Below are 22,276 nucleotides of genomic sequence, written 5' to 3'. Positions count from 1 at the left end.
TCAGCCCAGCGGTACCGGCACGATATGCACGCCGATTACTTCGACCGGCCCGAAATCTCCATCGAAGTCGGTGACCTGGATCGGCAGGTCGAACGAGAACGGCTTGCCGGCCACTGCCTGGTCCACGCCTGCCGGGGCAATGTCGAAGCTGGTGCCGCCCAGCAGTTGCCCGTTCACAGTCTGGCCGGCGAAATTCGACACCTCGACGCGGTTGAAGCCTGTCGCGGTGCTGACCTTGATAACCGGATCGTCGCCACCGGTCCCGTCACCGGTCAAGCCTTCGGACAGGCCCACGAGCACGATGCCGCCGTTGTACAGCATGCCCGACACCACGCTGCCGTTGATCGCCGCCGTGTGGAAGCTGCCGTCGTAGATCGTCATGCCATTGACGCTGACCAGGGTGATGGTATCGAGCACATCGCCTGGATCGTTGACGAGTACCTTGTCATTGTCGGCGTCGAACACCTGGATGTAGGCGGTGCCCGTCGGTCCGCTCGGTGTGTTCTGGCTCAGCAGGAAAGAGTAGCCGTTGACGGTCTGGTGCGTGCCGGCGACGAAGTCGCTGCCCAGTGGCGAGCCGGACAACGCGGCACCGTTGGTGAAGTCGATCCGCAGGGTTTCACCCAGCATCCCGGTGCGGTTCATGCTCTGGTTGTCCACCCCGGCGCCGTTGCTGCTGATGCTGACGGTATGAACGGTCGGCAAGTCGTGCGCTGTGTCGCCGACGTTGTCGATCAGGTTGTAGGTGGGATTGCCTGACCGGACCGGCGCGGCGCCCAGGAAGCTGACGCCGCTGCCGTCGTCGATGCGGCGGTCGAAGTCGATCGTGTACTGGTCGGTGACGCTGTTCAGCGTGGCGGTGAACACCGTGGCGCCAGAGACCGTCCTGGCCGTCAGTACACTGCTGCCATAACCGGACAGTACGATATTCTCACCACCGGATTTCAGCAGCGTCGTGCCGTCGCTGGCATACAGGAAGTTGTCCGCCGGTGCCACGTCGACGAATCGGGCGGTGCCGGGGATATCGGCGCCGGCGCTGGCCGCCGCAAGCATGGCCGCCGCACCCACCACCGCGTTGCCGCTGTTGATGAGGGCAATCGAGGCAGGGGAAAACGGGCCGGGACCGTCGTCATCGAAGCGCACGTTGCCCCCCAGGTCGAGCTTGGCGGTCGATGTGGCGAAATCGCCGTCGCCGTCCGTGATCCGGGCCGTACCGTTCAATGTGACGAGGCCATTGGCGAGAATGGCCTCCTGGTCGGCGAAGTTCGAGCCAACCCCGGGCAAGGCGAATGCGGCGGCGAACGATTGCGTAGCCGTATCGGTGGCCGGACCGATGGTCTGCGCATCCTGCGTATTCAGGATCGCCGTGTCGAGCGCGAGCGCCGCGCCGATGCGGGGACCGGCATCCTCGAAGTGCATGCGCGAGCCGATCTCGGCCGCATCGTTGGCCACCTGCAGCAACGTGAAGCCACCGATGTCGAAGCTTGCATCGTTCGCGCCAGTGCCTGTATTGTTCACTTGCACGCGGTTGTGGTCGGCCACCGTATGGTAGTCGATCGTATAGCCGGCCTGCACGCCCGTCACCGTCGCGACGCCGCCGCTGAAGGTGATCGTCAACCCGGCCGTATTGACGCTGCCGTCGGAATTCTCGAGGATCGTGCCGGCGCTGTTGCGGACGATCACGTTGTCGATCGCGACGGCGGTGTTGTTGTTCAGGTTGTCGATGTAACTGACGCCGCTGTGGGTGGTCGTGCTGCAGGCCACCAGCTGGACTGTCGCCAGCTTGCCTTGCTGGGTCTGCACGATATCGAGCGACGCGGCCCGCGCGTCGAGCATCCCGCTGAACTGGATATTGCTTTCCAAGATTGCTTCGCCATGGCTCAGGTTGGGGATCGTCAGCGCCGGGTTGGCGCCGGTCACGAACGCGAAGATCATGCCTTCGCCGCTATCGACCATCTGGTTATTGGCACCGATCGTCGTCGAGCCGCCCCCTGGCTGGTGTTGACGGTGTCGCCCGTCGTAATGCTGGCACCGGTCGACTGGTTTGCCGGCTTGGCGCCCGCGACGACGATCGCCGCCGTGGCATCGCCCAGGGTCAGGAACAGATTCTGGCCGGAAGGCGCATTGGCGAGCGAAAACTCGACCTCCTTGTCGACTGTCACGAAGACCTTGTTCAGCAGGTTGAGCGACTCATCGGGATTGGTGGTGGGGTCCTTGATCGCCGCGTATTGCACCATCCATTTTTGCGCCGGACAGGGGCGTGCCCGTTTCTTCCAGGTAGGCGGCGAATACGGTCGTACCGTTGGCCTTGCCGTAGACGATGTTGTTGTTGACGGGGTCCGTCCATAAGGTGATCGGCACGTTGCCGACAGTCGTGAACAAGCCGCTGGCATCGCCATCGAACGCATTGCCGTCTTGCCAGGCGCGCGCACTGCGCCGCCATCCCACACCATAGGCGGGTGGACGCTCCCGCGAATCACGCATTTGCATGATCCGGCCCCGACCGGAGGTCAGTCCGTTCCTACGCCGGCCCGGCACACGCTCCTATACTCCACCCCAGCCGCCGCGCGCATGATCGATCTGTTCTCGCAGTCAGCGACACCTTTTTCAAGGAGGAGCAAGATGAGTTCGAACCAGCAAAAACCGCCCGTCACCCGCCGTTCCGGCGATGCCACCGAGCCCACCTTTTCAGACGACAGCCTGCAGTCCAAGCCCCCTGGCGTCGTCGACCGCGGCAGCGCAAATGTCCAGTCTGCCTCTGCGGAGGAGGGCGGCGCATCGATGCGCGATCGCGGCTCGTTGCAAGGCGGGCAGGACGATGTCGGCAGCGCACGCGGCGGCGCGGGTGCGCAGCAAGCGGGATGGAGTGCGCGACAGCAGGCACAACGTTCGGAAGCCCTGGCGGAGGAAGACCGGCAGGGGCTGCCGCAACAATCCGGTAAAGGCGGGCTGGAGCAAAAGCAGCGTGCCGGTTCCCAGGAATCGGCCGTGGGACCGCAGGGTTCGCGGCAGTCGGGTGCTCCCAGCAATGCCCAGCGGCAGGACAGCCCGGCGCAGGAGGGCACGGATTCAGGTAGCAAGACCGCCCGTTACGACGACACTGGCGACGGCGCCAACGGCCGCTACGAGTCGGGACGCAATCGGGGCGGCTGAGCAGCAGTTGCGCAGCATTGGCCCAGGGCCGCGCCAGCTGGCGTGGCCCGCACCCATTCAAGAGCGGCTATACTGTGCGGCAGATGCCTTTTTGCTAACCTGCCCGCGAGTCCCCGATGAGCCCTGCGCCAACCCTGCAATTCCTCCCCCTCAGCTTCAGCAGCCTGCTCAGGCAGCTGCCGCCCGACACCGTTGTCGATGACAACCCCGACGAGGCATTGACCGCCGCGCAGATGGCCGAGTTGCTTGACGCGCGCGACGGCGCCGGCCTGTCCTGGCTGCAGGATGTGCTGGCCATGTTCTGCGCGGCCCTCGAAGGTGTCGCCACCGACGGCGACGTCCAGCCCGTCGACGAGCAACTGGTCGAGCTGGCCCGCATCAGTGACTTCACGCCGTTGCAGCAACTGCTGCAGATCGAACTGTTCGACGGTGCCGTCGTGCTGTGCCACCCGGAACTGGGCAACGTGACCAAGGAGCAGCTGCTGGCCGACCTGCCGCGGCATGGCGCCATTACGGTGGCCTACGGCGCGGCCGTGTTCTCGATCTTCCGTGAGCTGCTGGCCGACGAGGATGTGGACGAAAGCGCAGCGGCCGGCCTCGAGGCCTGACGGCGCGCGTGCGCAACCCGATCGATAGCGCGACTGTACAATGCCACTTCAACAAGAAGGGAGCGGCATGAACGAACAGCTGGCCAGGGAGGTGGTGCTGGTAAAGGCCATCGAGACCACCGATCAGAAGCACGAAATCCTCAGCGACGACGATCGTCGCTATGCCAACCGCACGGCCCGCGAACTGGCCCAGTGGCAGGCGTCCGAGACGAAGTCGGCGGCGACGTCGGACCATTTCCTGCAGCAGCGCTCCGAGCAGATCATCAAGAAGCTGGCGCAGCGCCATCCCGCGTTTGCCGGGTTCGCCCGGCGGCGCACGGGCCTGCATGCGGTTGCCTGGCTGTTGCCGTTGCTGGCCCTGGTCCTCGGCGCGGGCCTGGACCGCATTACCGATCCGCATCGCGTTGACCTGCTGTCGGCACCGCTGCTGGCGATCGTCGCATGGAACCTGCTGGTCTATGTCGTCATGCTGGTCTGGTTGTGCATCCCCAAGGCGGGCGTAACGCGCGTGCGGGCGGCGTGGATCCGGCGCCTGTCGGTTGGACCGTCCGCGCTGCCGCGCAAGCTGCCCCATGCGCTGTCGGCAGCGCTGTTTGCCTTCATGGCCGAATGGAGCCAGCTCAGCGCGCGGCTGAACGCCGCCCGCTTGTCCCGCACCATCCACCTGTCCGCCGCCATGTTCGCGCTGGGCGCGCTGGCATCGCTGTATGCCCGCGGCGTCATGGCGCAGTATGGCGCCGGTTGGGAAAGCACGTTCCTCGACGCTTCCCAGGTGCACCAGCTGTTGTCGCTGCTGTTCTGGCCCGCGCTGGCGGTTTTCCCGTTGCAGGGCTTTACGTTGGCCGAGGTGCAGGCCCTGCACTTCGCCGGCAGCGGTACGGCCACGGCCGCCGCCGGCGCACGCTGGGTGCACCTGTACGCCGCCACGCTGGCATTGCTGGTCGTGCTGCCCAGGCTGGTACTGGCGAGTTTCGCGGCCGTGCGCGCCAGCTGGCTGGCACGCCGCTTCCCGCTCGACTTGACGCAGCCGTACTTCCGCCAGTTGAGCGACGTGGCCGGCGGCGAGGCCGGCGTGCTGCGCGTCCTGCCGTACAGCTTTACCCTGGACGAAGCCAGGGCGAAAGGGCTTGAAACGGTCGCTGCCAAGCTGCTGGGCGAGCGCGCCAAGGTCCGGCTGGCGCCACCGGTCGCGTACGGTGGCGAGGCGACCACCGCCGCGGATGACGGCCCGGTCACGTTGACGGCGGTATTGTTCAACCTGGCGGCCACGCCGGAAAAGGAAAACCACGGCGCGTTCCTCGCCGCGGTCATCCGCGCCAGCGGCGCGACCACGGTCCTGCTGGACGATTCGGCCTTCCGCGCCCGCACCCCGACGCCCAACGGGTGCGGGAGCGGATCGAGTTGTGGCGCGAGTTCTGCATCTTCCATGGCGCCGAGCCGACGGTCGTCGACCTGCTGGCACCTGCCGGGGAGGCGGCATGAGCGGCGACACGACCATCCAGCTGGCCTTGATCTCGCACACCAACAACGGCAAGACGACGCTGGCGCGCACGCTGCTGGGGTCGGACGTCGGCGAGGTGCGCGACGCCGCCCACGTGACCGCGCTGGCCGAATCGCATCCGCTCCTGCAGACGCAGCAGGGCGACCGCCTGCTGCTGTGGGACACGCCCGGCTTCGGCGACTCGGTACGGCTGATGAAGCGCCTTTCGATGGCCGGCAACCCCATCGGCTGGTTCCTGCGCGAGGTGCTGGACCGCTACCGCGACCGGCCGTTCTGGCTCAGCCAGCAGGCGCTGCGGGCCGCACGCGATGCGGCCGACGTCGTGCTGTACCTCGTCAACTCGGCGGAACGGCCGGAGGACGCCGGCTACCTGCCGTCCGAGATGAAGATCCTGGAGTGGCTCGACAAGCCCGTGCTGGTGCTGCTCAACCAGATGGGACCGCCGCGTCCGGCCCATGAAGAGCAGGCCGAACAAGGCCGCTGGCGCGCCCACCTGCGCCAGTTCCCCGGCGTGCGCGATGTGCTGCCACTCGATGCGTTTGCCCGCTGCTGGGTCCACGAAGCCGTCTTCTACGACGCCATCGCGCCGCTGCTGCCTGCCGCCAAGCAGGAGGCCTACGCGCGCCTGCGCGCCCAGTGGGACGACAACAACCGGCGCCGCTTCCACCAGGCCATGACGGTCACGGCGCAGCAATTGCTGGACGCCACGCGCGACCGCCAGCTGGTGGAGACCGTGGACAGGGGCGCCCTGGCTGCCGCGTTGAAGTTGGTGGGCGTGGGCAAGGGCGACGAGCGCAAGCGCCAGGAGCGCGCGATGAACACGCTGGTGGCGCGGCTGAACATGTCGATCAGCCAGACGACCGTCGGGCTGCTGTCGCTGCACGGGCTGGACGCCAGCGAGGCGCCGAAGATCAACGCCCGCGTGAGCAACAATTTCACCGTCAAGGCGCCCGTGGAGAAGGCACAGGCGGCACTGCTGGGCGCAATCGTCTCCGGCGCTGCCACGGGCTTGTCGGCCGACCTGGCGGCCGGTGGCCTGACCCTGGGCACGGGAGCGCTGCTGGGCGGCGTCATCGGCGCGTTGACGTTTGCCGGTGCCGCCTGGGGATTCAACGCCAGCACGGACCGGCAGCATCCGGCGATCAGCCTGTCCGACGAGTTCCTGCGCACGATGCTGGTGTCGAGCGTGCTGCGCTACCTGGCCGTCGCCCATTTCGGCCGCGGCCGCGGCAATTTCGTGGAAAGCGAGGCGCCGCCGTTCTGGCAGCAGGAAGTGGAGCAGGCGGTGGCACTGCACGAGGACGAGGTCACCCGCCTGTGGCCCGAGCTGCGCGAGCCCGACGAAGCCGATCTCGGCATCGCCAGCCGGCTGCTGACGAAGATCACATCCCACGTGCTGGCCCGGCTGTACCCGAATGCCAGGCTACCCGAGGCCGCAGAGCCCGTGTCCACCATGGGGTTACACCCCAACGAGGACGCTAGCGAGGACGCGAGCCCGGCAGCATAGGAAGGCGCTGCCCGCCAGGGCGGCGTGCTTAGCGGCTGAGCCCGTGTCTCACCTCGGGGTCAGGCACCGAAGTGGGACACGGGCTCAGCATTAAATGGTCACGGGACGAATGGATGAGCCCGTGTCCATGGCGGGGTGTGACCCCATGGTGGACACGGCCTCGGCCGTGCGGAGATTGCGCTCAGCGCAGCTGGATGGGCTTGTGGTACGGGGCGATCGGCGGTTTCGGGAACTGCACACCGGCGTAGGCCTTGCGGAAGCACTCGGCCTTCGCGTTCGACACGTCCGTGACCGAATCCGTGACCTTGCCGTCCGCATCGAGCGTCAGCACGATGGTGACCGGGTACTTCGACTTGTCGTGGCAGTTGCCGCGCTCGTCGAGCTTCTTCTCGTTGTTGAATTTGAGCGAGACGTCCTCGTATTTCGTGGCCTTGTCGCTGGGGAACTGGGCGTTGAACCTGGCCATGCTGCCGGCAAATGCCGGATTGGCCGGTGGCGGGGCTTCATCCTGGGCTGCGCCGCCTTGCTGCGACATGGTCTGGCAACCCGCCAGCAATGTCAGGGTGAGCGTGGCGACGGCGGCGGGACCGAAAAACTGTTTGACCATGAGATTCTCCTTATTGTTATGGGATGAAGTTGTCTCAGTGTACGTAACTTGACAATTTGACAGCGCACGGTTGAGTTCAAAGAAAAACGGCGCAGGCCTTGCGGGCTGCGCCGTTCCGACGGGTGACCTGTTCGCTCAGGCCGCCGCTTCTTCCTTCGGCGGCAGCGCGATCTGGTTGTCCACGCTGAACTGGTAGTCCTTGAACACGTGCTCCGCCGTCAGCAGCTGGTATTCGCCGTTGGCCAGCTTGTGCGTCGTGTCTTTCAGACGGTACGTGTAGTGCCCGCACGTCCAGCAGTTGAAGTTGCGCATGTGCGTGCACAGGCACGTCTTGTCCATCACCTTGATGCCCTTGTCGCTGCCGCCATTGGCGACCACTTCGCGGTTGTACGAATTGATGTAGGCGCAGTTGCCCGTGGCGTCCAGCAGGTAGCCGTACGATTCGCAGCCCGGCCGCGTATTGGTGCCGATGGCCGGGGTGCTTTTCAGCATGCGCATCGGGTAGCCCGTGGGCGAGATGCCGTTGACGACGATGTCTTCCTCGGTCGCGCGGATGTATTCCTGCTTGACCTTGTCCGGCAGGCCGCATTCCTTGGTGATCGTGAAGCGGGTCGCCACCTGCACGCCCGCCGCGCCCATTTCCAGGAACGACACCGCGTCGCTGCCGGTGAATACGCCACCTGCGGCGATGACGGGCACGTCCAGGCCCTCTGCCTTCAGGTAGGCCAGCACCTCTGCCGTGATCGTGTGCAGGTCGTAGTCCTGCCAGTCGTCCATGCCGAAGCCCAGGTGGCCGCCGGCCAGCGGGCCCTCGACGATGACGTAGTCGGGCAGGCGGTTCAGCTTCTGGTTCTTGCGCAGGAAGATCTGCAGCGCGCGCACGGACGAGACGATGATGCCCAGCTTGGCATCGCGGAAGCGCGGGTGGTCGGCCATCAGGCCAAACGAGTTGAAGTGCAGGCCGGCCGACAGCGTGATGCCGTCGATGCCCGCGTCCAGCGCCGCGTTCAGGCGCACGCGCAGCGTTTCACGCGGGCCGTTCATCGTCAGCTTCTCCATGCAGTTGACGAAGATGAGGCCGGACCCCTTCTTTTGCTCCATGGTGCGGCCGATGTGCAGGCGCTGCGCCTCGGCCAGGCGGCCCAGGTCGAACTGCACCACGGCCTTGTCCATGTTGTTGATGTTGAACTTGTAGAGCTTCGTCTTGTCCTTGACGAACGTCGTGTCGAAACGGCGGTCGGATACATCCTCGACCATCGCGTCGGAGATATGCCCGATGCCGCCGAGCCGCGCCGCTTCGAGCGCCAGTTCGGAAGTGGAAATATCCACGCCCATGCCGCCGATCATGATCGGCACGTATTCCTTGTCGCCGAACCGCAGGCGGAAATCATCAACTCGTTTCATTGCTATCCTTAGACTGCCGGGTTCGCCAGGAGGGTACCCCGGGCTACCTGAATCAAGCGCTGCGGATTCGTCTCCGCAGCTCAAAGCTCTGCCAACGTTACTGCCGACTCCGGACTCAATCGCGGAAGTTGTTGAACTCCAGCGGCGTGTCCGTCACCTCCTTGCGCAGCAGCGCCATCGCGGCCTGCAGGTCGTCGCGCTTGGCGCCGGTCACGCGCACCGATTCGCCCTGGATGCTGGCCTGCACCTTCATCTTGCTTTCCTTGATGATCTTCGTGATCTTCTTGGCCGTTTCCGTCTCCAGGCCGTTCTTGACCTTGATGACCTGCTTGACCTTGTCGCCGCCGATCTTCTCGATCTTGCCCTCGTCGAGGAAGCGCACGTCGACCTTGCGCTTGGCCAGCTTGTTCGTCAGCACGTCCTTGACCTGGCTCAACTGGAATTCGGAATCCGCGAACGCCGTCAGTTCCTGCTCCTTCTGCTCCACGCGTGCATCGCTGCCCTTGAAGTCGAAGCGGGTGGTGATTTCCTTGTTCGACTGGTCGACGGCATTGCGCACCTCGATCATATCCGCTTCGGAAACTACGTCAAACGATGGCATATTCTTTGTCCTCTCTACTTTTCTCGGTCCTGTAATTGCGCGCGCAACCATCGCGGCCGCAACGATCCGACATTTTAACGGACAACCGGGCGAACGCTCGGTCGTTTTTGTGTCGTTGCCTCTATAATCGAGCAAATTACTCAGCCAGCTATGCATTCCGATCTAAGCCTTCAGCACGACATTTCCCTGCGTCCGTTCAATACCTTCGGCATCGACGCGCGCGCCCGCCATTATGTCCGGGTCACTTCCAGCGAACAACTGCGCCTGGCGCTCGCCGACCCGGCATTGGCCGCCTTGCCCCGCCTCGTGCTGGGCGGCGGCAGCAACCTGCTGCTGACGGGCGATTTCGACGGCCTCGTGCTGCACATCGCCAGCACGGGCAAGGAAGTCCTGGCCGGCGATACCCAGCACGTGCACGTGCGCGCCGCCGCTGGCGAGAACTGGCACGAGTTCGTGCAATGGACGCTGGCGCAAGGCTTGGGCGGCCTGGAAAACCTGGCCCTGATCCCCGGCACGGTGGGCGCGGCGCCGATCCAGAACATCGGCGCCTACGGCCTGGAAACGCAGGACGTGTTCCACAGTCTCACCGCCTTCGATCCCGCCACCGGCAGCGAAGTGACGCTGGACCGCGCCGCTTGCCGCTTCGCCTATCGCGACAGCCTGTTCAAGCAGGAGGACGGCCGCCACCTGATCGTCACCAGCGTCACGTTCGCGCTGCCGCGCGCATGGCAGCCGAACCTGCGCTATGCCGAACTGGCGGCCGCCGTGGCGGAGCAGGGCATTGCCGCGCCGACGGCGCGCCAGGTGGCCGATACCGTCATCGCGGTGCGCCGGCGCAAGCTGCCGGACCCGCGGGAGATCGGCAATGCGGGCAGCTTCTTCAAGAATCCCGTGGTCAGCGCGGCGCAGTGCGCGCAGCTGCTGGAGCGCTGGCCCGCGCTGGTGCACCACCGCCAGGCCGACGGCAGCGAGAAGCTGGCCGCGGGCTGGCTGATCGACCAGTGCGGGTGGAAGGGCAGGAGCCTCGGCGCCGCCGGGGTCTACGAAAAGCAGGCGCTGGTCCTCGTCAACCGCGGCGGGGCGACGGGAGAAGACGTGCAGCGGCTGGCGCGCGCGATCCAGGACGATGTCGAAGCGCGTTACGGCGTGCGGCTGGAGCCGGAGCCGGTGTTCGTCTGAGTTGGCGCAACGCTGGCACGCAGCCTAGGGTCTGTCCCGCAGGGGACTTACCCTGAAGTTATCGTGGGCCGCCGCACCGATCAGCCAGACTTCGGGGTCAGTCCTTGCAGGGACAGACCCCAAGGGCGGACCCCGGCTACTCGATCTCGGCGACGCTGATGGCGCGATTGCGGCCGTCGTTCTTCGCCACGTACAGCGCGCGGTCGGCGCTGTCGATCATGTCCCGTTCCGCTGCGCCGGCCTCGGGCACCACGGTCGCGATCCCGATCGACATCGTCACCACCTGGTGTGGCGACTGCGGATGTTCCATGCCGATTTCTTCCAGCTGGCGCAGGCACTGCTCGGCCACCTTGCGGGCGCCGGCCGCATCCGTATCGGGCAGCACGATGGCGAACTCCTCGCCGCCATAGCGCGCCGCCAGGTCGGTCGGCCGCTTCAGGCAGGCCGTCAGCACGGCCGCCGCCTTCTTCAGGCACAGGTCGCCGGCCAGGTGGCCGAAGCTGTCGTTGTACAGCTTGAAGCAGTCGATATCGCACAGCAGCAGGGACAGCGGGCGGCGCTGGCGCTGGCCGCGCTGCCACTCCAGGTGGATCGTCTCGTCGAAGCGGCGCCGGTTGGCGATGCCGGTCAGGCTGTCCAGCGCGGCCAGCTTCTGCAGCTCGATATTGGCGTCCGCCAGGTTCTTCTGGCTCTCGCGCAGGAAGCGGAAGGCCTCGTCGCGCTGCAGGCGGCTGATGTAGGCGCCCGAGTGATAGCGCACGCGCGCCAGCAGCTCCAGCTTGTCGGGCAGCTTGACGAGGTAGTCGTTGGCGCCCACGGCAAACCCGTGCGCCTTTGTCTTCGGCTCTTCCTTGGCCGACAGCACGATCACGGGCACCTGCGTCAGCCTCTCGACACTGCGGTAGTGCTGGATCAGCTCGAAGCCGTCCGCATTGGGCATCACGAGATCCTGCAGGATGACGGTCGGCTGCAGCCGCAGTGCGCAGTCGGGCGCCTGGGCGGGGTCGGTCACGAAGTGGAATTCGATATCGGGCTGGTCGGCCAGCATGCGGCGCACGGCCTCGACGACGAGCAGCTGGTCGTCCACCAGCAGCACGCGCACCTTGAAGGCCGTGAAAGTCAGTTCCTGTTCCGCGCCTGCGGAGATTACCTGCGACATCGGATCTCTCTGGTTTGATCGACCGACAGTGCTGGTGCCGCGCGATCGTTAATGGTTGCGAACGCGGTGCCGGCGGTCAGGGCGCGCGTTCAGCTCTTGCCGCCGACGGTACTGCGCAGGAACGGCCCGATCTTCGGCAGCGGCAGGATCAGCTGCGCGGCGTCCAGTTCCGCGGCCGCGCGCGGCATGCCGTACACCGCGCTGGTGGCCTGGTCCTGCGCCACGGTCGTCTTGCCTGCCTGGCGCATCGCCAGCAGTCCTTCGCCGCCGTCGCGGCCCATCCCGGTCAGCAGGATGCCGATGGCATCGCCACGCCAGTGCTGCGCCACGCAGCGGAAGAAGACGTCCACGGAGGGCCGGTAGGCATACTCCCTCGGCACCGCATCGTACCCCAACTGCAATTTTTCATCCAGTACCAGGTGATCGTTGCTCTTTGCAATCATCACCGTGCCCGGCATCAGCATGTCGCCGTGCTCGATGGCGCGCACGGGCATGACGAGCTGCTCGGCCAGCCATTTGGCGAAATGATCGGCAAAGTTCTCGTCGATGTGCTGGACGACGACGATGACGCAATCGGGTGGCGCGTGCCAGCCGGCCAGCGTGCGGGCAATGGCGACGGGGCCGCCCGTCGAGGCGCCGATGGCCACCAGCGTCTGCACGCCGGCGTCGCGCCGTTCCACCGGGGGCAGTTGGGCACGCGGTGACATCGCCTGGCTGCCGCCGCTGTGGCGGATCAGTTTTTCCATGGTGCGCAGCTTGGCCAGCAACTGGCCGCCGCCCTCGGCCTGGCCGGCCAGCATCGGCGTCGCCGTCACGTCCAGCGCCCCCGCGCCCAGTGCGCGGAACACCTGGTTGACGCTGTCCTGCGGCCGTCCCGTGACGATCAGGATCGCGCATGGCGACTCTTCCATGATGCGGCGGGTGGCCTCGACGCCATCCAGTTCCGGCATGTTCAGGTCCATCAGCACCAGGTCGGGCCGGTTTTCGGCGCACATGCGCACCGCCTCCAGGCCCGTACGGGCGATCCACAGCACCTGGTGGTGGCGCGTTGCCGCGATCACGCGACGCAGCGCCTCGGCCGCCATCGGCACGTCGTTGGCGATGCCGATCCTCATCTGCTGGCATCCCCGATCAGGTCGTGCACGGCGTCGAGCAGGGTTTCGTCATGGAAGCTGCCCTTGGTCAGGTAGTAGTCGGCCCCGGCCGCGAGGCCGCGTGCCCGGTCTTCCGGGCGGTCCTTGTACGACACGATCATGACGGGCAGCTTGTGCAAGTGGATGTCTTTCTTGATCAGGTTGACGAGTTCGATGCCGTCCATGCGCGGCATGTCCACGTCGGTAATGACGAGATCGTAGTCGCCCGAGCGTACCACGTTCCAGCCATCCATCCCGTCGACGGCGATGTCCACCTCGAAGCCGCGCCCCGTCAGGAGCTTGCGTTCCATTTCGCGCACGGTCAGCGAATCGTCGACGACCAGGATGCGCTTCATTCTACGCCGTGCGGCAGAGTCGGCGCGCGCCAATTGGTGCAGGCCGCCTTCGGCCAGCAGCTTCTCGATCGACAGCAGCAGGTCGGGAACGTCCAGGATCAACACCGGTTCGCCGTCGTTGAGGAGGGCGGCGGCGGAGATGTCGCGCAGCTTGCCGAAGATGGGGTCGATGCTCTGCACGGCCAGGCTTTGCTCGCCGCGGATGCCGTCCACCACCAGGCCGTAGCGGCGCGCACCGGCGCCGATCACGATCACCGTCAGCAGCTCGTGGTGTTCCATGTCGCCCAGTTCCAGCACCTGCGCCGACGACACCAGTCCCAGGTGCTCGCCGTTCAGGTCGAAGAACTGCTTGTTCTCCAGCGTGTGGATGGCCGCTTGTGGCACCTGCGCGACCCGCTCCACCTTGACGATCGGGATGGCATAGGCCTCCCCGCGCACGTCCACCACCAGCGCGCGCATGATCGACTGCGTCAGCGGCAGCGTGATCGACGTGTGGAAGCCCTGGCCCGGCTGCGACTCGATGCGCACCACGCCGTTCTGCTGGCGGATCGTGTCCTGCACGATGTCCAGCCCGACGCCGCGCCCGGAGATTTCCGTGATGCCTTCCTTCAGGCTGAAGGCCGGCAGGAACAGGAATTCCATCAGCTCCCCGTTTGACATTGCCTCGGCCATCGCCGGCGTGGCCATGCGCCGCGCCACCACCGACGCGCGGATGCGTTCCGGGTCGACGCCCCGGCCGTCGTCGATGATCTCGATATTGAGCATGCCGGCCCGGTGGCGCGCCTCCAGCACGATGGTGCCGGCGGGCGGCTTGCCGGCGGCGTTGCGTTCGGCCGGCGTTTCCAGGCCGTGGTCGACGGCGTTGCGCAGCATGTGGTTGAGCGGGTTCTCGATACGCGCCAGGATGTCGCGGTCCACCAGCGTGTCCTCGCCGCGGATCTCCAGGCGCACTTCCTTGCCCAGCGTGCGGGCCAGGTCGCGCACCATGCGGGGGCAGTGCTGCACGCCGTCGCGGAACGGGCGCATGCGCAGCGCCAGCACCTCGTCGACCAGCTGCCGCGACACGTTCAGCAGGCGCCGCTCGAAGTTCTCCATGTCCGTGATCTGCGCCAGCGTGGTCTGCTTGAGCGGATGGCTGCGCTGCAGCACCAGCGCAGCCTTTTCCTGCAGGGCCGGGTCGCCGCTGCGGGCGACGGCTTCCTGCAGGTCGTCCAGCGCGGCCAGCAGGGCCGACTGGCCGCGCTTGAAGCGCTGCATCGATTCGATCAGCGGGTGCATCTGGTGCGCGCTGATGCGGCTCTCGCTGGCCAGCGACAACAGGCGGTCGCCCTGCTGGCGGCTCGCGGCCGTGGCGCGCCCAGCCGGTGCCGCCGGTGCTTCCTGGCCTGGCGCCGCAGGCTGTTCGGGCGCCGGAGCCGGCTGCGGCGCGGGCGCCGGCGGTGCGGCTTCGATCGCGGCGGCAGGCACGGGGGCCGGAGCAGGGCCGGGCGGCGGCTCGAGCGGCTCGGGCAGGAACGCGATGCCGCCGATGGCGGCCATGGTGCTCGTGATCGTGGCGTCGTTGGCGCCCAGCCAGGCGGGCAGGTCGCTCTCCTTCAGCTGGGAACACTGCACGATCAGGTCCACGCCGGCCAGCAGCACGTCGACGCGGTTCGGCGTCAGGCGCAGCTTGCCGTACTGCGCCGCGATGAAGGCGTCCTCCATGCCATGCGCCAGTTGCACGATGACGTCCAGGCCGACGATGGCGGCGGCGCCCTTGATCGAGTGGGCGGCCCGCATCATCGGCTCGATCGCCGCGCCGTCGGCACCCCGCTCCAGGGTCAGGAGGCCGTCCGTCAGGATCTGCGTCTGGCCCACCGCCTCCATGCGGAACAGCTCCAGCATGGAGAACTGGCTCAGGTCTTCCGGCTCGCTCATCGCAGGGTTCTCGCAAGTTGGTGGCCGACGAGGCCGACGTCCAGGCAGCCGACCTGCAGGTCCTGCTCCGGCAGCACGCCGGTCAGGAAGCGCAGCAGGCCCTTGTTGATGGTGGCGGCGGGCGGCAGCACCCGGCTGGCGGCATAGCGCACGATGCCGTGCAGGTCGGCGACGGGCAGCGCATAGGCCTGGTCCTCCCACTGCACCAGCAACAGCCGGGCGAAGGTGTGCCGGCCCTGGCGGCTGCTGCCGCCGTCTTCGGCGATGCCCAGCAGCTCGGCCAGCGCCACGCACGGATACAGCCGTCCGCCGATATTGACGATGCCGCGCAGCCCGCGACTGGCGCGATGCGGCACCTTGTGCGGCAGTGTGTGCGGCGCGATGCGCACGAACATGGCGGTGGGCAGCGCCAGCCATTCGCGGCCGATGCGGAACACGACGGCCGACGCGTCCAGCCGTTCCTCGGTGCTGTGCGGTGCGCGGAAATGCTCGGCCCACTCGCGCAGGTAGGTTTCGTCGACGGGGCGGGCCAGGTGCTGCAGGGCGGCGCCCGCGTACTCGTCGCAGTGGCGGCAGTGGCCATGGCCCGGCAGCAGGTCGCAGCTGCGGTCGCCCGCGACGCCGATGCGGCTCCAGCAGCCGGCGCCGTGGGCACCGCCGGTGGGTGCGGGCTGGTTGCGGTCTTCGTCAGGAATCATCGTCATGCCTTACTTGTGCTTACTGGTGCTTGCTTGTGTTGTTGCGGCGCCGCCAGACCCGGGCGGCGCGTGCCTTGAGCGTCGCCGCGCCGGCCGTGTCGCCGTGCTGGCCTGCCAGCAGCGCCAGGTGGCACAGTGCGTCGTAATGGTCTGGTTGCAGGTAGATGCAGCGGCGCAGGTGCCGCTGGGCGTCCTCCGGCCGCGTGCCTTCGGCGAGCAGTCCAAGCAGGAACCACGCCTCCGCGTTGTCCGGCTGCTGCGCCAGCACGGTGCGGCAAGCCGTCTCCGCTTCAGCCGGACGGCCCTGGTCGGCCAGCAGGCGTGCCTGCGCCAGGTCGGCCACGGGGGCCAGGGTCGTGACGGTCGGGATCGAGCTGGGGGCCGGGGCCGGGGCCGGCGGTGCCGGGGGCGCGCTTGCCGGCGCGACCGGCGTCGTGGCCACGGGCGGCCGGGCCGGTGGCCGCGTCCTGGGCCGGGCCGGCGCCGGTTGGTCCGGCGCCGCGGCGGTGTTGTCGCTGCGAGGCAGCGGCAGCCTGGCCCAGACTGGTGTGCCGGGCGTGTCCGGCGCGGCGGCCTTGCGCAGCGCGAACGCCTGCCGGTAGGGCAGGGCGGTAAAGCCGTTGCGGGTGAACGAAGGCACCTCGGCATAACCGGCCAGCATGACGCCGTCGTCGGCCAGCAGCGCGGCGAGGCGGCCGATCGCCACCGCCGTCGTCTCGGCGTCGAAGTAGATCAGCAGGTTGCGGCAGAAGATCACGTCGTAGGTGCGCGGTGCCGCGATCTCGCTGGTCAGCAGGTTGCCCTGGCGGAAGCGCACGCGCCGGCGCAGGCCCGCGTCGATGGCATACTGCTCGTCCTCCACGGGCGTGAAGTGGCGGTCGCGGAACGACAGGTTCTTGCTGCGGAAGGCGTTGCGGCCAAAGATGCCCGCCTCCGCGCGGGCAATGCAGGCCGCCGACAGGTCGATGGCATCGATGGCGAACGCCGTGGGCGCCACGCCCGCGTCGGCCAGCGCCATCGCCAGCGAGTACGGTTCCTCGCCGCCCGCGCAGGGAATCGACAGCAGCCGCACCAGCCGCGCGCCGCCGGCCAGGCGGGCCTTGGCGAATTCGGTGGCGACGGCAAAGGCGCCGGCATCGCGGAACAGCCACGATTCGGGCACGACGACCAGCTCGATCAGCGCCGCCAGTTCGTCCCGGCTCGGCTCCCCCTGGCTCAGCTGCGCCTGGTAGGCCTCGCGGTCGATCGCGCCCAGGGTTTCCATGCGCTGGCGCACGGCCCGCTCCACCGTCGCGCGCGACAGGTTCAGGCCCGTGGCCTGGCGCAGCAAGGCCAGCGTGCTCACGGCCTGCCGCCTGCCGCCGTGGCGGGGAACAGGGCCGCGCGCAGCGCATCGGGCAGCAGCCGTTCCGGATGCACCAGCTGCACCAGCCCCTGTGCGTCGCCCGCGACCTGGCCCAGGAATGGGGCCGCCTGCACGCCGCTGTCGGCCAGCGCCTGTGCCGCCACGTCCTGCACGCCGACCACGCGCTCGACCAGCAGACCCAGCGCATGCACGGTGCCGTCCGGGCCCCCATAGTCGACCAGCACGATGCGCGTATCGACCTGGCGCGCGGCCGGCGCGGCGCCGCTGCTGAGCGCCACATCGACCACCGGCACGCTGCTGCCGTGCAGGTTCATCAGGCCGGCGATGGCGGCCGGGGCCAGCGGTACCGCCTTCAGCGCCATCAGCGGCAGCACCTGGCGGATCGTGCCCAGCGGCAGGCCATAGCGGTCGGCCCCGATGTGGAACACCAGCAGCTTCACGACGCGGCCCTCATCCGGCGCTCCTCAGACGCTCACCGCGAACGTGGCGACGGAAGATTGCAGGTCGCTGGCCGCGTACTGCAGCTGGTGCACCGCCTCGCTGGTGGCCTTCAGCGACTCCACCGTCTGCTGGGTGGCGTCGTTCAGCTGCATCATCGTCTCCGTGATCTGCTGGGCGCCGACCGCCTGCGACTGCATCCCCTGCAGCACCAGGTCGAACTGCGGTGCCAGCTTCTGCACCTGGTCCATGACGGTCGAGAGCTGGTCCGTCACGCCTCGCACCTCGCCCACGCTGCGGCGGATCTCCTCGGAGAACTTGTCCATGCCCATCACGCTGGCCGACACGGCCGACTGCATCTCCTTGAGCATCTGCTCGATGTCCCACGTGGAGACGGAAGTCTGGTCCGCCAGCCGCCGGATCTCGGTGGCGACGACGGAGAAGCCGCGGCCCGCCTCGCCGGCCTTTTCGGCCTCGATGGCGGCATTGAGCGACAGGATGTTGGTCTGGTCGGCCACCTTCGTGATCGTCGTCAGCACGCTGTTGATGTTGCTGGCCTTTTCCGACAGCGCGGCCAGCTTGGCGTTGATCGAGTCGGTGGCCGACACCATGTTCTGCATGGTCTGGTCCATGCGGCGCAGGTTGTTCTGCGCTTCGGCGGTGGCGCTGGTGGTGTAGTCGGCCACGGCGGTGGCACCTTCCATCGTCTTCAGCAGCTGGCTGGTGTTCGACGCGATCTCCTTGGTGGTGCTGAGCACCTCGACGCTGGTCTGCGCCTGTTCCACGCCGGTGGCTTCCTGCTCCTTGGCCGACGCCGCGATCTCGGTGGCGGACGTGGTGACCTGGATGCCCGCCTTCTGCACGTTATTGAGCAGGATGCGCAGGTTGTCGAACATGCGCGCCAGGCCGTGGCCCAGCTGCCCGATGGCGTCGTTGCCGGTGATCGTCACCTTGCCCGTCAGGTCGCCCGATGCCGCCTTCGAGACGACGGCCAGCAGCGCGTCGACCTTGGCGCGCAGCTCGTCGGTGCTGGCGCGCTCGCGCTCCTGGTTGTCCTGCACGGCTTGCGCCATGCGGTTGAATTCCTCCGACACGTTGCCCAGCTCGTCGCGCGAGACGATCACCGCGCGGGCACCCTGGTCGCCCGCGGCAATGCGGCCCACGACGGTGGTCAGGTTCGTCAGCGGGGTCATGATCGCGCGCGTCAGCACATACACGATCAGCATCGACAGGCCGATGCAGGCGGCGCCGCCGGCGGCCAGCAACGTCGTCATGTTGCGCTGCTGTGCCGCAGCGGCTTGCGACCGTTCGGCCAGCAGCGCGTTCTCGTCCGCCCGGGCTTCGTCCAGCACCTTGTGCAGGGCGGCGAGCAATGGGCTGCCCTGTTGCAGCTGGGGCATCTGGCCGATGGCGTCAGCCGCGCCGGGCGTCTTGCCGAGTTCCTGGCGCCGTGCCACCTGCGGCTCCAGCACGGTGCGGACAAAGCCCTGGATCATGCCGTCGAGCTTGCGGATACGCTCGGCCTGGGCTGGATTGTCGACGACCTGCTTCTGCAGCGCCGCAATACTGGCCGGCAGGTCGGCGACCTGCTCGCGTACCTTGGCCAGGCGGTTCTGGTCGCCGGTCAGGTAATAGCCGCGCGTTTCCGACTGCAGCGACATCAGGTCGATGCTGACGCGGTCGATCGCATGCAGCACCTGCATCGTGTGGCGGTCCCAGCTGTTTGCCTCGGACAGGCGCGCGAAGTTGGAATAGGCCAGCACCAGCAGCAGCAGGATGATCGCGAGGATGGCGCCGAAACCGGCGTACAGCTTGTTCTTGATGCTCAGGTCTTTGATCATCGTGGCTCCGGATGAGGACGGGTTGCTATCGGTTGCAATGTATCATTTTGCCCGGGGCGGGCCACTGGCGCCGGGCAGGCGTGCGCGGGCTGTCGAACGCCCGAAGTACAGGTGCCTGACACCATGGTTTCGCACTAACGAAAAGGGCTGCCGGTTGGCAGCCCTTCAATTACAACCAGGAAAATATTACTGGCCGCGCTTCAGGCGTGCATTGGCCGCGATGCGCATGCGCAGCGCGTTCAGCTTGATGAAGCCGCCGGCGTCAGCCTGGTTGTACGCGCCGCCGTCTTCGTCGAACGTGGCGATGGTCTGGTCGAACAGCGAGTCGGTCTTCGAATCGCGCGCGACGACGATCACGTTGCCCTTGTACAGCTTGACGCGCACCCAGCCGTTGACGGTCTGCTGCGTATGGTCGATCAGCGTCTGCAGGGCAACGCGTTCCGGCGCCCACCAGTAGCCGTTGTAGATCAGCGAGGCATAGCGCGGCATCAGGTCGTCCTTCAGGTGCGCCACTTCGCGGTCCAGGGTGATCGACTCGATGGCGCGGTGCGCCTTCAGCATGATGGTGCCGCCCGGCGTTTCATAGCAGCCGCGCGACTTCATGCCCACGTAGCGGTTCTCGACCAGGTCGAGGCGGCCGATGCCGTGCTTGCCGCCCACGCGGTTCAGCTCCGTCAGCACCTCGGCCGCGCTCATGCGCTTGCCGTTCAGCGCGACGATGTCGCCCTTTTCGTATTCGATGTCCAGGTACTCGGCCTGGTCCGGTGCCGCTTCCGGCGACACGGTCCAGCGCCACATCGATTCTTCCGCTTCCGCGCTGGGGTTCTCCAGGTGGCGGCCTTCGAACGAGATGTGCAGCAGGTTGGCATCCATCGAGTAGGGCGCGCCGCCATTCTTGTGCTTCATGTCGACGGCGATGCCGGCGTCTTCCGCGTACTTCAGCAGCTTCTCGCGCGACAGCAGGTCCCACTCGCGCCACGGCGCGATGACCTTCACGCCCGGCTTGAGCGCATAGGCGCCCAGTTCGAAGCGGACCTGGTCGTTGCCCTTGCCGGTGGCGCCGTGCGAGATCGCATCGGCATTGGTCTCGTTGGCGATCTCGATCAGGCGCTTGGCGATCAGCGGACGGGCGATCGACGTACCCAGCAGGTATTCGCCTTCGTACACGGTATTGGCGCGGAACATCGGGAACACGAAGTCGCGCACGAATTCCTCGCGCACGTCGTCGATGTAGATGTTCTCCGGCTTGATGCCGAACTTCAGGGCCTTGGCGCGCGCCGGCTCCAGCTCCTCGCCCTGGCCCAGGTCGGCCGTGAACGTGACGATCTCGCAGTGGTAATTATCCTGCAGCCACTTCAGGATGACGGAGGTGTCCAGGCCGCCCGAATAGGCGAGGACGACTTTTTTGATGTCGCTCATTTGCTTTCCAATCTACGCTTAAATTTGTTCAGACAGGGTCGTGGCAGACCGCTTCGATATTGTGCCCGTCCGGGTCCAGCACGAAGGCGCCGTAGTAGTCCGGGTGATAGTGGGGGCGCAGGCCCGGCGCGCCGTTGTCGCGCGCACCGGCCGCCAGCGCGGCCGCATGGAACGCATCGACCTGCGCGCGGCTCGTCACGCGGAACGCGACGTGCACCGCGGCACCGACGCTCTTGCCGGCGCTGGCGCTGGAGATCCAGAACTCGGGCTTCGGCGCCACGCCGAAACCGGCGGTATGGAAGGCGCCGGTGATCTCCGGGCCCAGTTCCATCACCTTGGTAAAGCCCAGCGGGGCCAGCGCGCTCTCGTAGAACGCGCGGCTCTTGGGGAAGTCGGCGACGATAACGCCGAGGTGGTCGATCATGTCGATGCTCCGAAGGGTCAGGAAGGAATGCGGCCCAGCAGCAGGTACTCGATCAGCGCCTTCTGGATGTGCAGGCGGTTTTCGGCCTCGTCCCACACCACCGATTGCGGGCCGTCGATGACCTCGGCCGACACTTCCTCGCCGCGGTGGGCGGGCAGGCAATGCATGAACAGCGCGTCCGGCGCGGCCCGTGCCATCTTGGCGCTGTCGACGATCCAGCCGTCGAAGGCCTTCAGGCGCGCCGCGTTCTCTTCCTCGTAGCCCATGCTGGTCCACACGTCGGTGTTGACGAGATGCGCGCCGGCGCAGGCGTCCGACGGGTTGTCGAACAGCGTGTAGCGGTCGGTCGAGACCAGCGACATGTCCATGTCGTAGCCCTTCGGGGTGGACACGTTCAGGTGGAAGCCGAACACTTCGGCGGCCTGCAGCCACGAGTACAGCATGTTGTTGGCGTCGCCCACCCACGTCACCGTCTTGCCCGTGATGGGGCCGCGGTGCTCGTAGTACGTGAAGATGTCGGCGAAGACCTGGCACGGGTGGTGCTCGTTGGTCAGGCCGTTGATGACCGGTACGCGCGAGTTGGCGGCGAAGCGTTCGATGATGTCCTGGCCGAAGGTGCGCACCATGATGATGTCGCACATGCGGGACATGACCTGGCCCGCGTCCTCGACGGGTTCGCCGCGGCCCAGCTGGGAGTCGCGCGTGTTCAGGTAGATGGCGGCGCCGCCCAGCTGGTGCATGCCGGCCTCGAACGACAGGCGCGTGCGGGTGGAGTTCTTCTCGAACACCATCACGAGCGTGCGGTCGATCAGCGGGTGATAGATCTCGTAGTTCTTGAACTTGCGCTTGATGACGTGGGCGCGCTCGATCACGTATTCGTATTCCTCCAGCGTGAAGTCGGAAAACTGGAGGTAGTGCTTGATCGGTTTTTGGTTAGGCATGGTCACTTCGGGTCACTTCGGTTT

At 67.0% G+C, this 22,276-nt stretch carries 20 protein-coding genes and 1 pseudogene; 5 read left to right on the top strand and 16 right to left on the bottom strand.

The window, feature by feature from the left end; genetic code table 11:
* Genes PX653_RS12805 through PX653_RS12795 form a run of 3 tightly spaced genes read right to left on the bottom strand, consistent with a single transcriptional unit; the run spans nucleotide 1 to nucleotide 2,490 of the window.
* On the bottom strand, nucleotides 1-1,935 hold the full coding sequence (locus PX653_RS12805; protein WP_277418238.1) for a hypothetical protein: 1,935 nt from the start codon (nucleotides 1,933-1,935) through the stop codon (nucleotides 1-3).
* Nucleotides 1,932-2,237, bottom strand: a complete 306-nt coding sequence (locus PX653_RS12800) for a hypothetical protein (protein ID WP_277418237.1) — start codon at nucleotides 2,235-2,237, stop codon at nucleotides 1,932-1,934. The genes PX653_RS12805 and PX653_RS12800 overlap by 4 nt, the downstream gene beginning before the upstream one ends.
* The gene (locus tag PX653_RS12795; RefSeq protein ID WP_277418236.1) at nucleotides 2,191-2,490 is read right to left on the bottom strand and encodes a hypothetical protein; all 300 of its coding nucleotides are present in this window, start codon (nucleotides 2,488-2,490) and stop codon (nucleotides 2,191-2,193) included. The genes PX653_RS12800 and PX653_RS12795 overlap by 47 nt, the downstream gene beginning before the upstream one ends.
* A gap of 81 nt (nucleotides 2,491-2,571) precedes the next feature.
* Here PX653_RS12795 and PX653_RS12790 point away from each other — a divergent pair, with 81 nt between their 5' ends.
* From PX653_RS12790 to PX653_RS12775, 4 genes and pseudogenes are all read left to right on the top strand, one after another.
* Nucleotides 2,572-3,153 (top strand): hypothetical protein, encoded by a 582-nt coding sequence (locus PX653_RS12790; protein WP_277418235.1) that lies wholly within the window; start codon nucleotides 2,572-2,574, stop codon nucleotides 3,151-3,153.
* 116 nt (nucleotides 3,154-3,269) lie between these two features.
* On the top strand, nucleotides 3,270-3,761 hold the full coding sequence (locus PX653_RS12785; RefSeq protein ID WP_277418234.1) for a hypothetical protein: 492 nt from the start codon (nucleotides 3,270-3,272) through the stop codon (nucleotides 3,759-3,761).
* Nucleotides 3,762-3,801: 40 nt separating this feature from the next.
* A pseudogene (locus PX653_RS12780) lies at nucleotides 3,802-4,749 on the top strand (DUF2868 domain-containing protein); the annotation flags it as partial.
* Nucleotides 4,750-5,239: 490 nt separating this feature from the next.
* On the top strand, nucleotides 5,240-6,769 hold the full coding sequence (locus PX653_RS12775; RefSeq protein ID WP_277418233.1) for a DUF3482 domain-containing protein: 1,530 nt from the start codon (nucleotides 5,240-5,242) through the stop codon (nucleotides 6,767-6,769).
* Between the two features lie 181 nt (nucleotides 6,770-6,950).
* Here the strand turns inward: PX653_RS12775 and PX653_RS12770 are convergent, their stop codons facing one another.
* The 3 genes from PX653_RS12770 to PX653_RS12760 form a co-directional block, all read right to left on the bottom strand.
* Entirely contained in the window at nucleotides 6,951-7,376 is a 426-nt protein-coding gene (locus PX653_RS12770) for a hypothetical protein (RefSeq protein WP_277418232.1), read from the bottom strand.
* Nucleotides 7,377-7,511: 135 nt separating this feature from the next.
* Nucleotides 7,512-8,780 (bottom strand): nitronate monooxygenase, encoded by a 1,269-nt coding sequence (locus PX653_RS12765; protein WP_277418231.1) that lies wholly within the window; start codon nucleotides 8,778-8,780, stop codon nucleotides 7,512-7,514.
* 115 nt (nucleotides 8,781-8,895) lie between these two features.
* Nucleotides 8,896-9,381, bottom strand: coding sequence for a YajQ family cyclic di-GMP-binding protein (locus tag PX653_RS12760; RefSeq protein ID WP_107141402.1), 486 nt, complete (start codon nucleotides 9,379-9,381; stop codon nucleotides 8,896-8,898).
* A 150-nt stretch (nucleotides 9,382-9,531) separates the two neighbouring features.
* Here PX653_RS12760 and murB point away from each other — a divergent pair, with 150 nt between their 5' ends.
* On the top strand, nucleotides 9,532-10,560 hold the full coding sequence (gene murB / locus PX653_RS12755) for a UDP-N-acetylmuramate dehydrogenase (RefSeq protein WP_277418230.1): 1,029 nt from the start codon (nucleotides 9,532-9,534) through the stop codon (nucleotides 10,558-10,560).
* 136 nt (nucleotides 10,561-10,696) lie between these two features.
* On the opposite strand, the gene PX653_RS12750 is transcribed toward murB, so the two are convergent.
* The 10 genes from PX653_RS12750 to argF form a co-directional block, all read right to left on the bottom strand.
* A complete protein-coding gene (locus PX653_RS12750) occupies nucleotides 10,697-11,719 on the bottom strand; it encodes a diguanylate cyclase domain-containing protein (protein WP_277418229.1) in 1,023 nt (340 codons plus the stop codon).
* An 89-nt stretch (nucleotides 11,720-11,808) separates the two neighbouring features.
* Entirely contained in the window at nucleotides 11,809-12,834 is a 1,026-nt protein-coding gene (gene cheB / locus PX653_RS12745; RefSeq protein WP_277418228.1) for a chemotaxis-specific protein-glutamate methyltransferase CheB, read from the bottom strand.
* Nucleotides 12,831-15,125 (bottom strand): hybrid sensor histidine kinase/response regulator, encoded by a 2,295-nt coding sequence (locus tag PX653_RS12740; RefSeq protein WP_277418227.1) that lies wholly within the window; start codon nucleotides 15,123-15,125, stop codon nucleotides 12,831-12,833. Before PX653_RS12740 ends, cheB begins: the two co-directional genes overlap by 4 nt.
* Nucleotides 15,122-15,829 carry a chemotaxis protein CheW gene (locus PX653_RS12735; RefSeq protein WP_277418226.1) on the bottom strand — a complete coding sequence of 236 codons (708 nt, stop codon included), beginning with the start codon at nucleotides 15,827-15,829 and terminating at the stop codon, nucleotides 15,122-15,124. Before PX653_RS12735 ends, PX653_RS12740 begins: the two co-directional genes overlap by 4 nt.
* Before the next feature lie 13 nt (nucleotides 15,830-15,842).
* The gene (locus PX653_RS12730; protein ID WP_277418225.1) at nucleotides 15,843-17,168 is read right to left on the bottom strand and encodes a CheR family methyltransferase; all 1,326 of its coding nucleotides are present in this window, start codon (nucleotides 17,166-17,168) and stop codon (nucleotides 15,843-15,845) included.
* Nucleotides 17,165-17,629: a chemotaxis protein CheW gene (locus PX653_RS12725; RefSeq protein ID WP_277418224.1), complete on the bottom strand. Its 465-nt coding sequence runs from the start codon at nucleotides 17,627-17,629 to the stop codon at nucleotides 17,165-17,167. The genes PX653_RS12730 and PX653_RS12725 overlap by 4 nt, the downstream gene beginning before the upstream one ends.
* Nucleotides 17,630-17,653: 24 nt before the next feature.
* Nucleotides 17,654-19,468 (bottom strand): methyl-accepting chemotaxis protein, encoded by a 1,815-nt coding sequence (locus tag PX653_RS12720; RefSeq protein WP_277418223.1) that lies wholly within the window; start codon nucleotides 19,466-19,468, stop codon nucleotides 17,654-17,656.
* A gap of 186 nt (nucleotides 19,469-19,654) precedes the next feature.
* The gene (locus PX653_RS12715) at nucleotides 19,655-20,887 is read right to left on the bottom strand and encodes an argininosuccinate synthase (RefSeq protein WP_277418222.1); all 1,233 of its coding nucleotides are present in this window, start codon (nucleotides 20,885-20,887) and stop codon (nucleotides 19,655-19,657) included.
* A gap of 28 nt (nucleotides 20,888-20,915) precedes the next feature.
* A complete protein-coding gene (locus tag PX653_RS12710) occupies nucleotides 20,916-21,311 on the bottom strand; it encodes a VOC family protein (protein WP_277418221.1) in 396 nt (131 codons plus the stop codon).
* 17 nt (nucleotides 21,312-21,328) lie between these two features.
* Nucleotides 21,329-22,252, bottom strand: coding sequence for an ornithine carbamoyltransferase (argF, locus tag PX653_RS12705; protein WP_277418220.1), 924 nt, complete (start codon nucleotides 22,250-22,252; stop codon nucleotides 21,329-21,331).
* Between the last annotated feature and the right edge of the window lie 24 nt (nucleotides 22,253-22,276).

Source organism: Pseudoduganella chitinolytica (assembly GCF_029028125.1).
In the GTDB taxonomy this organism is placed as follows: domain Bacteria; phylum Pseudomonadota; class Gammaproteobacteria; order Burkholderiales; family Burkholderiaceae_D; genus Rugamonas; species Rugamonas chitinolytica.
This window is presented reverse-complemented; position numbering and strand designations above follow the sequence as displayed.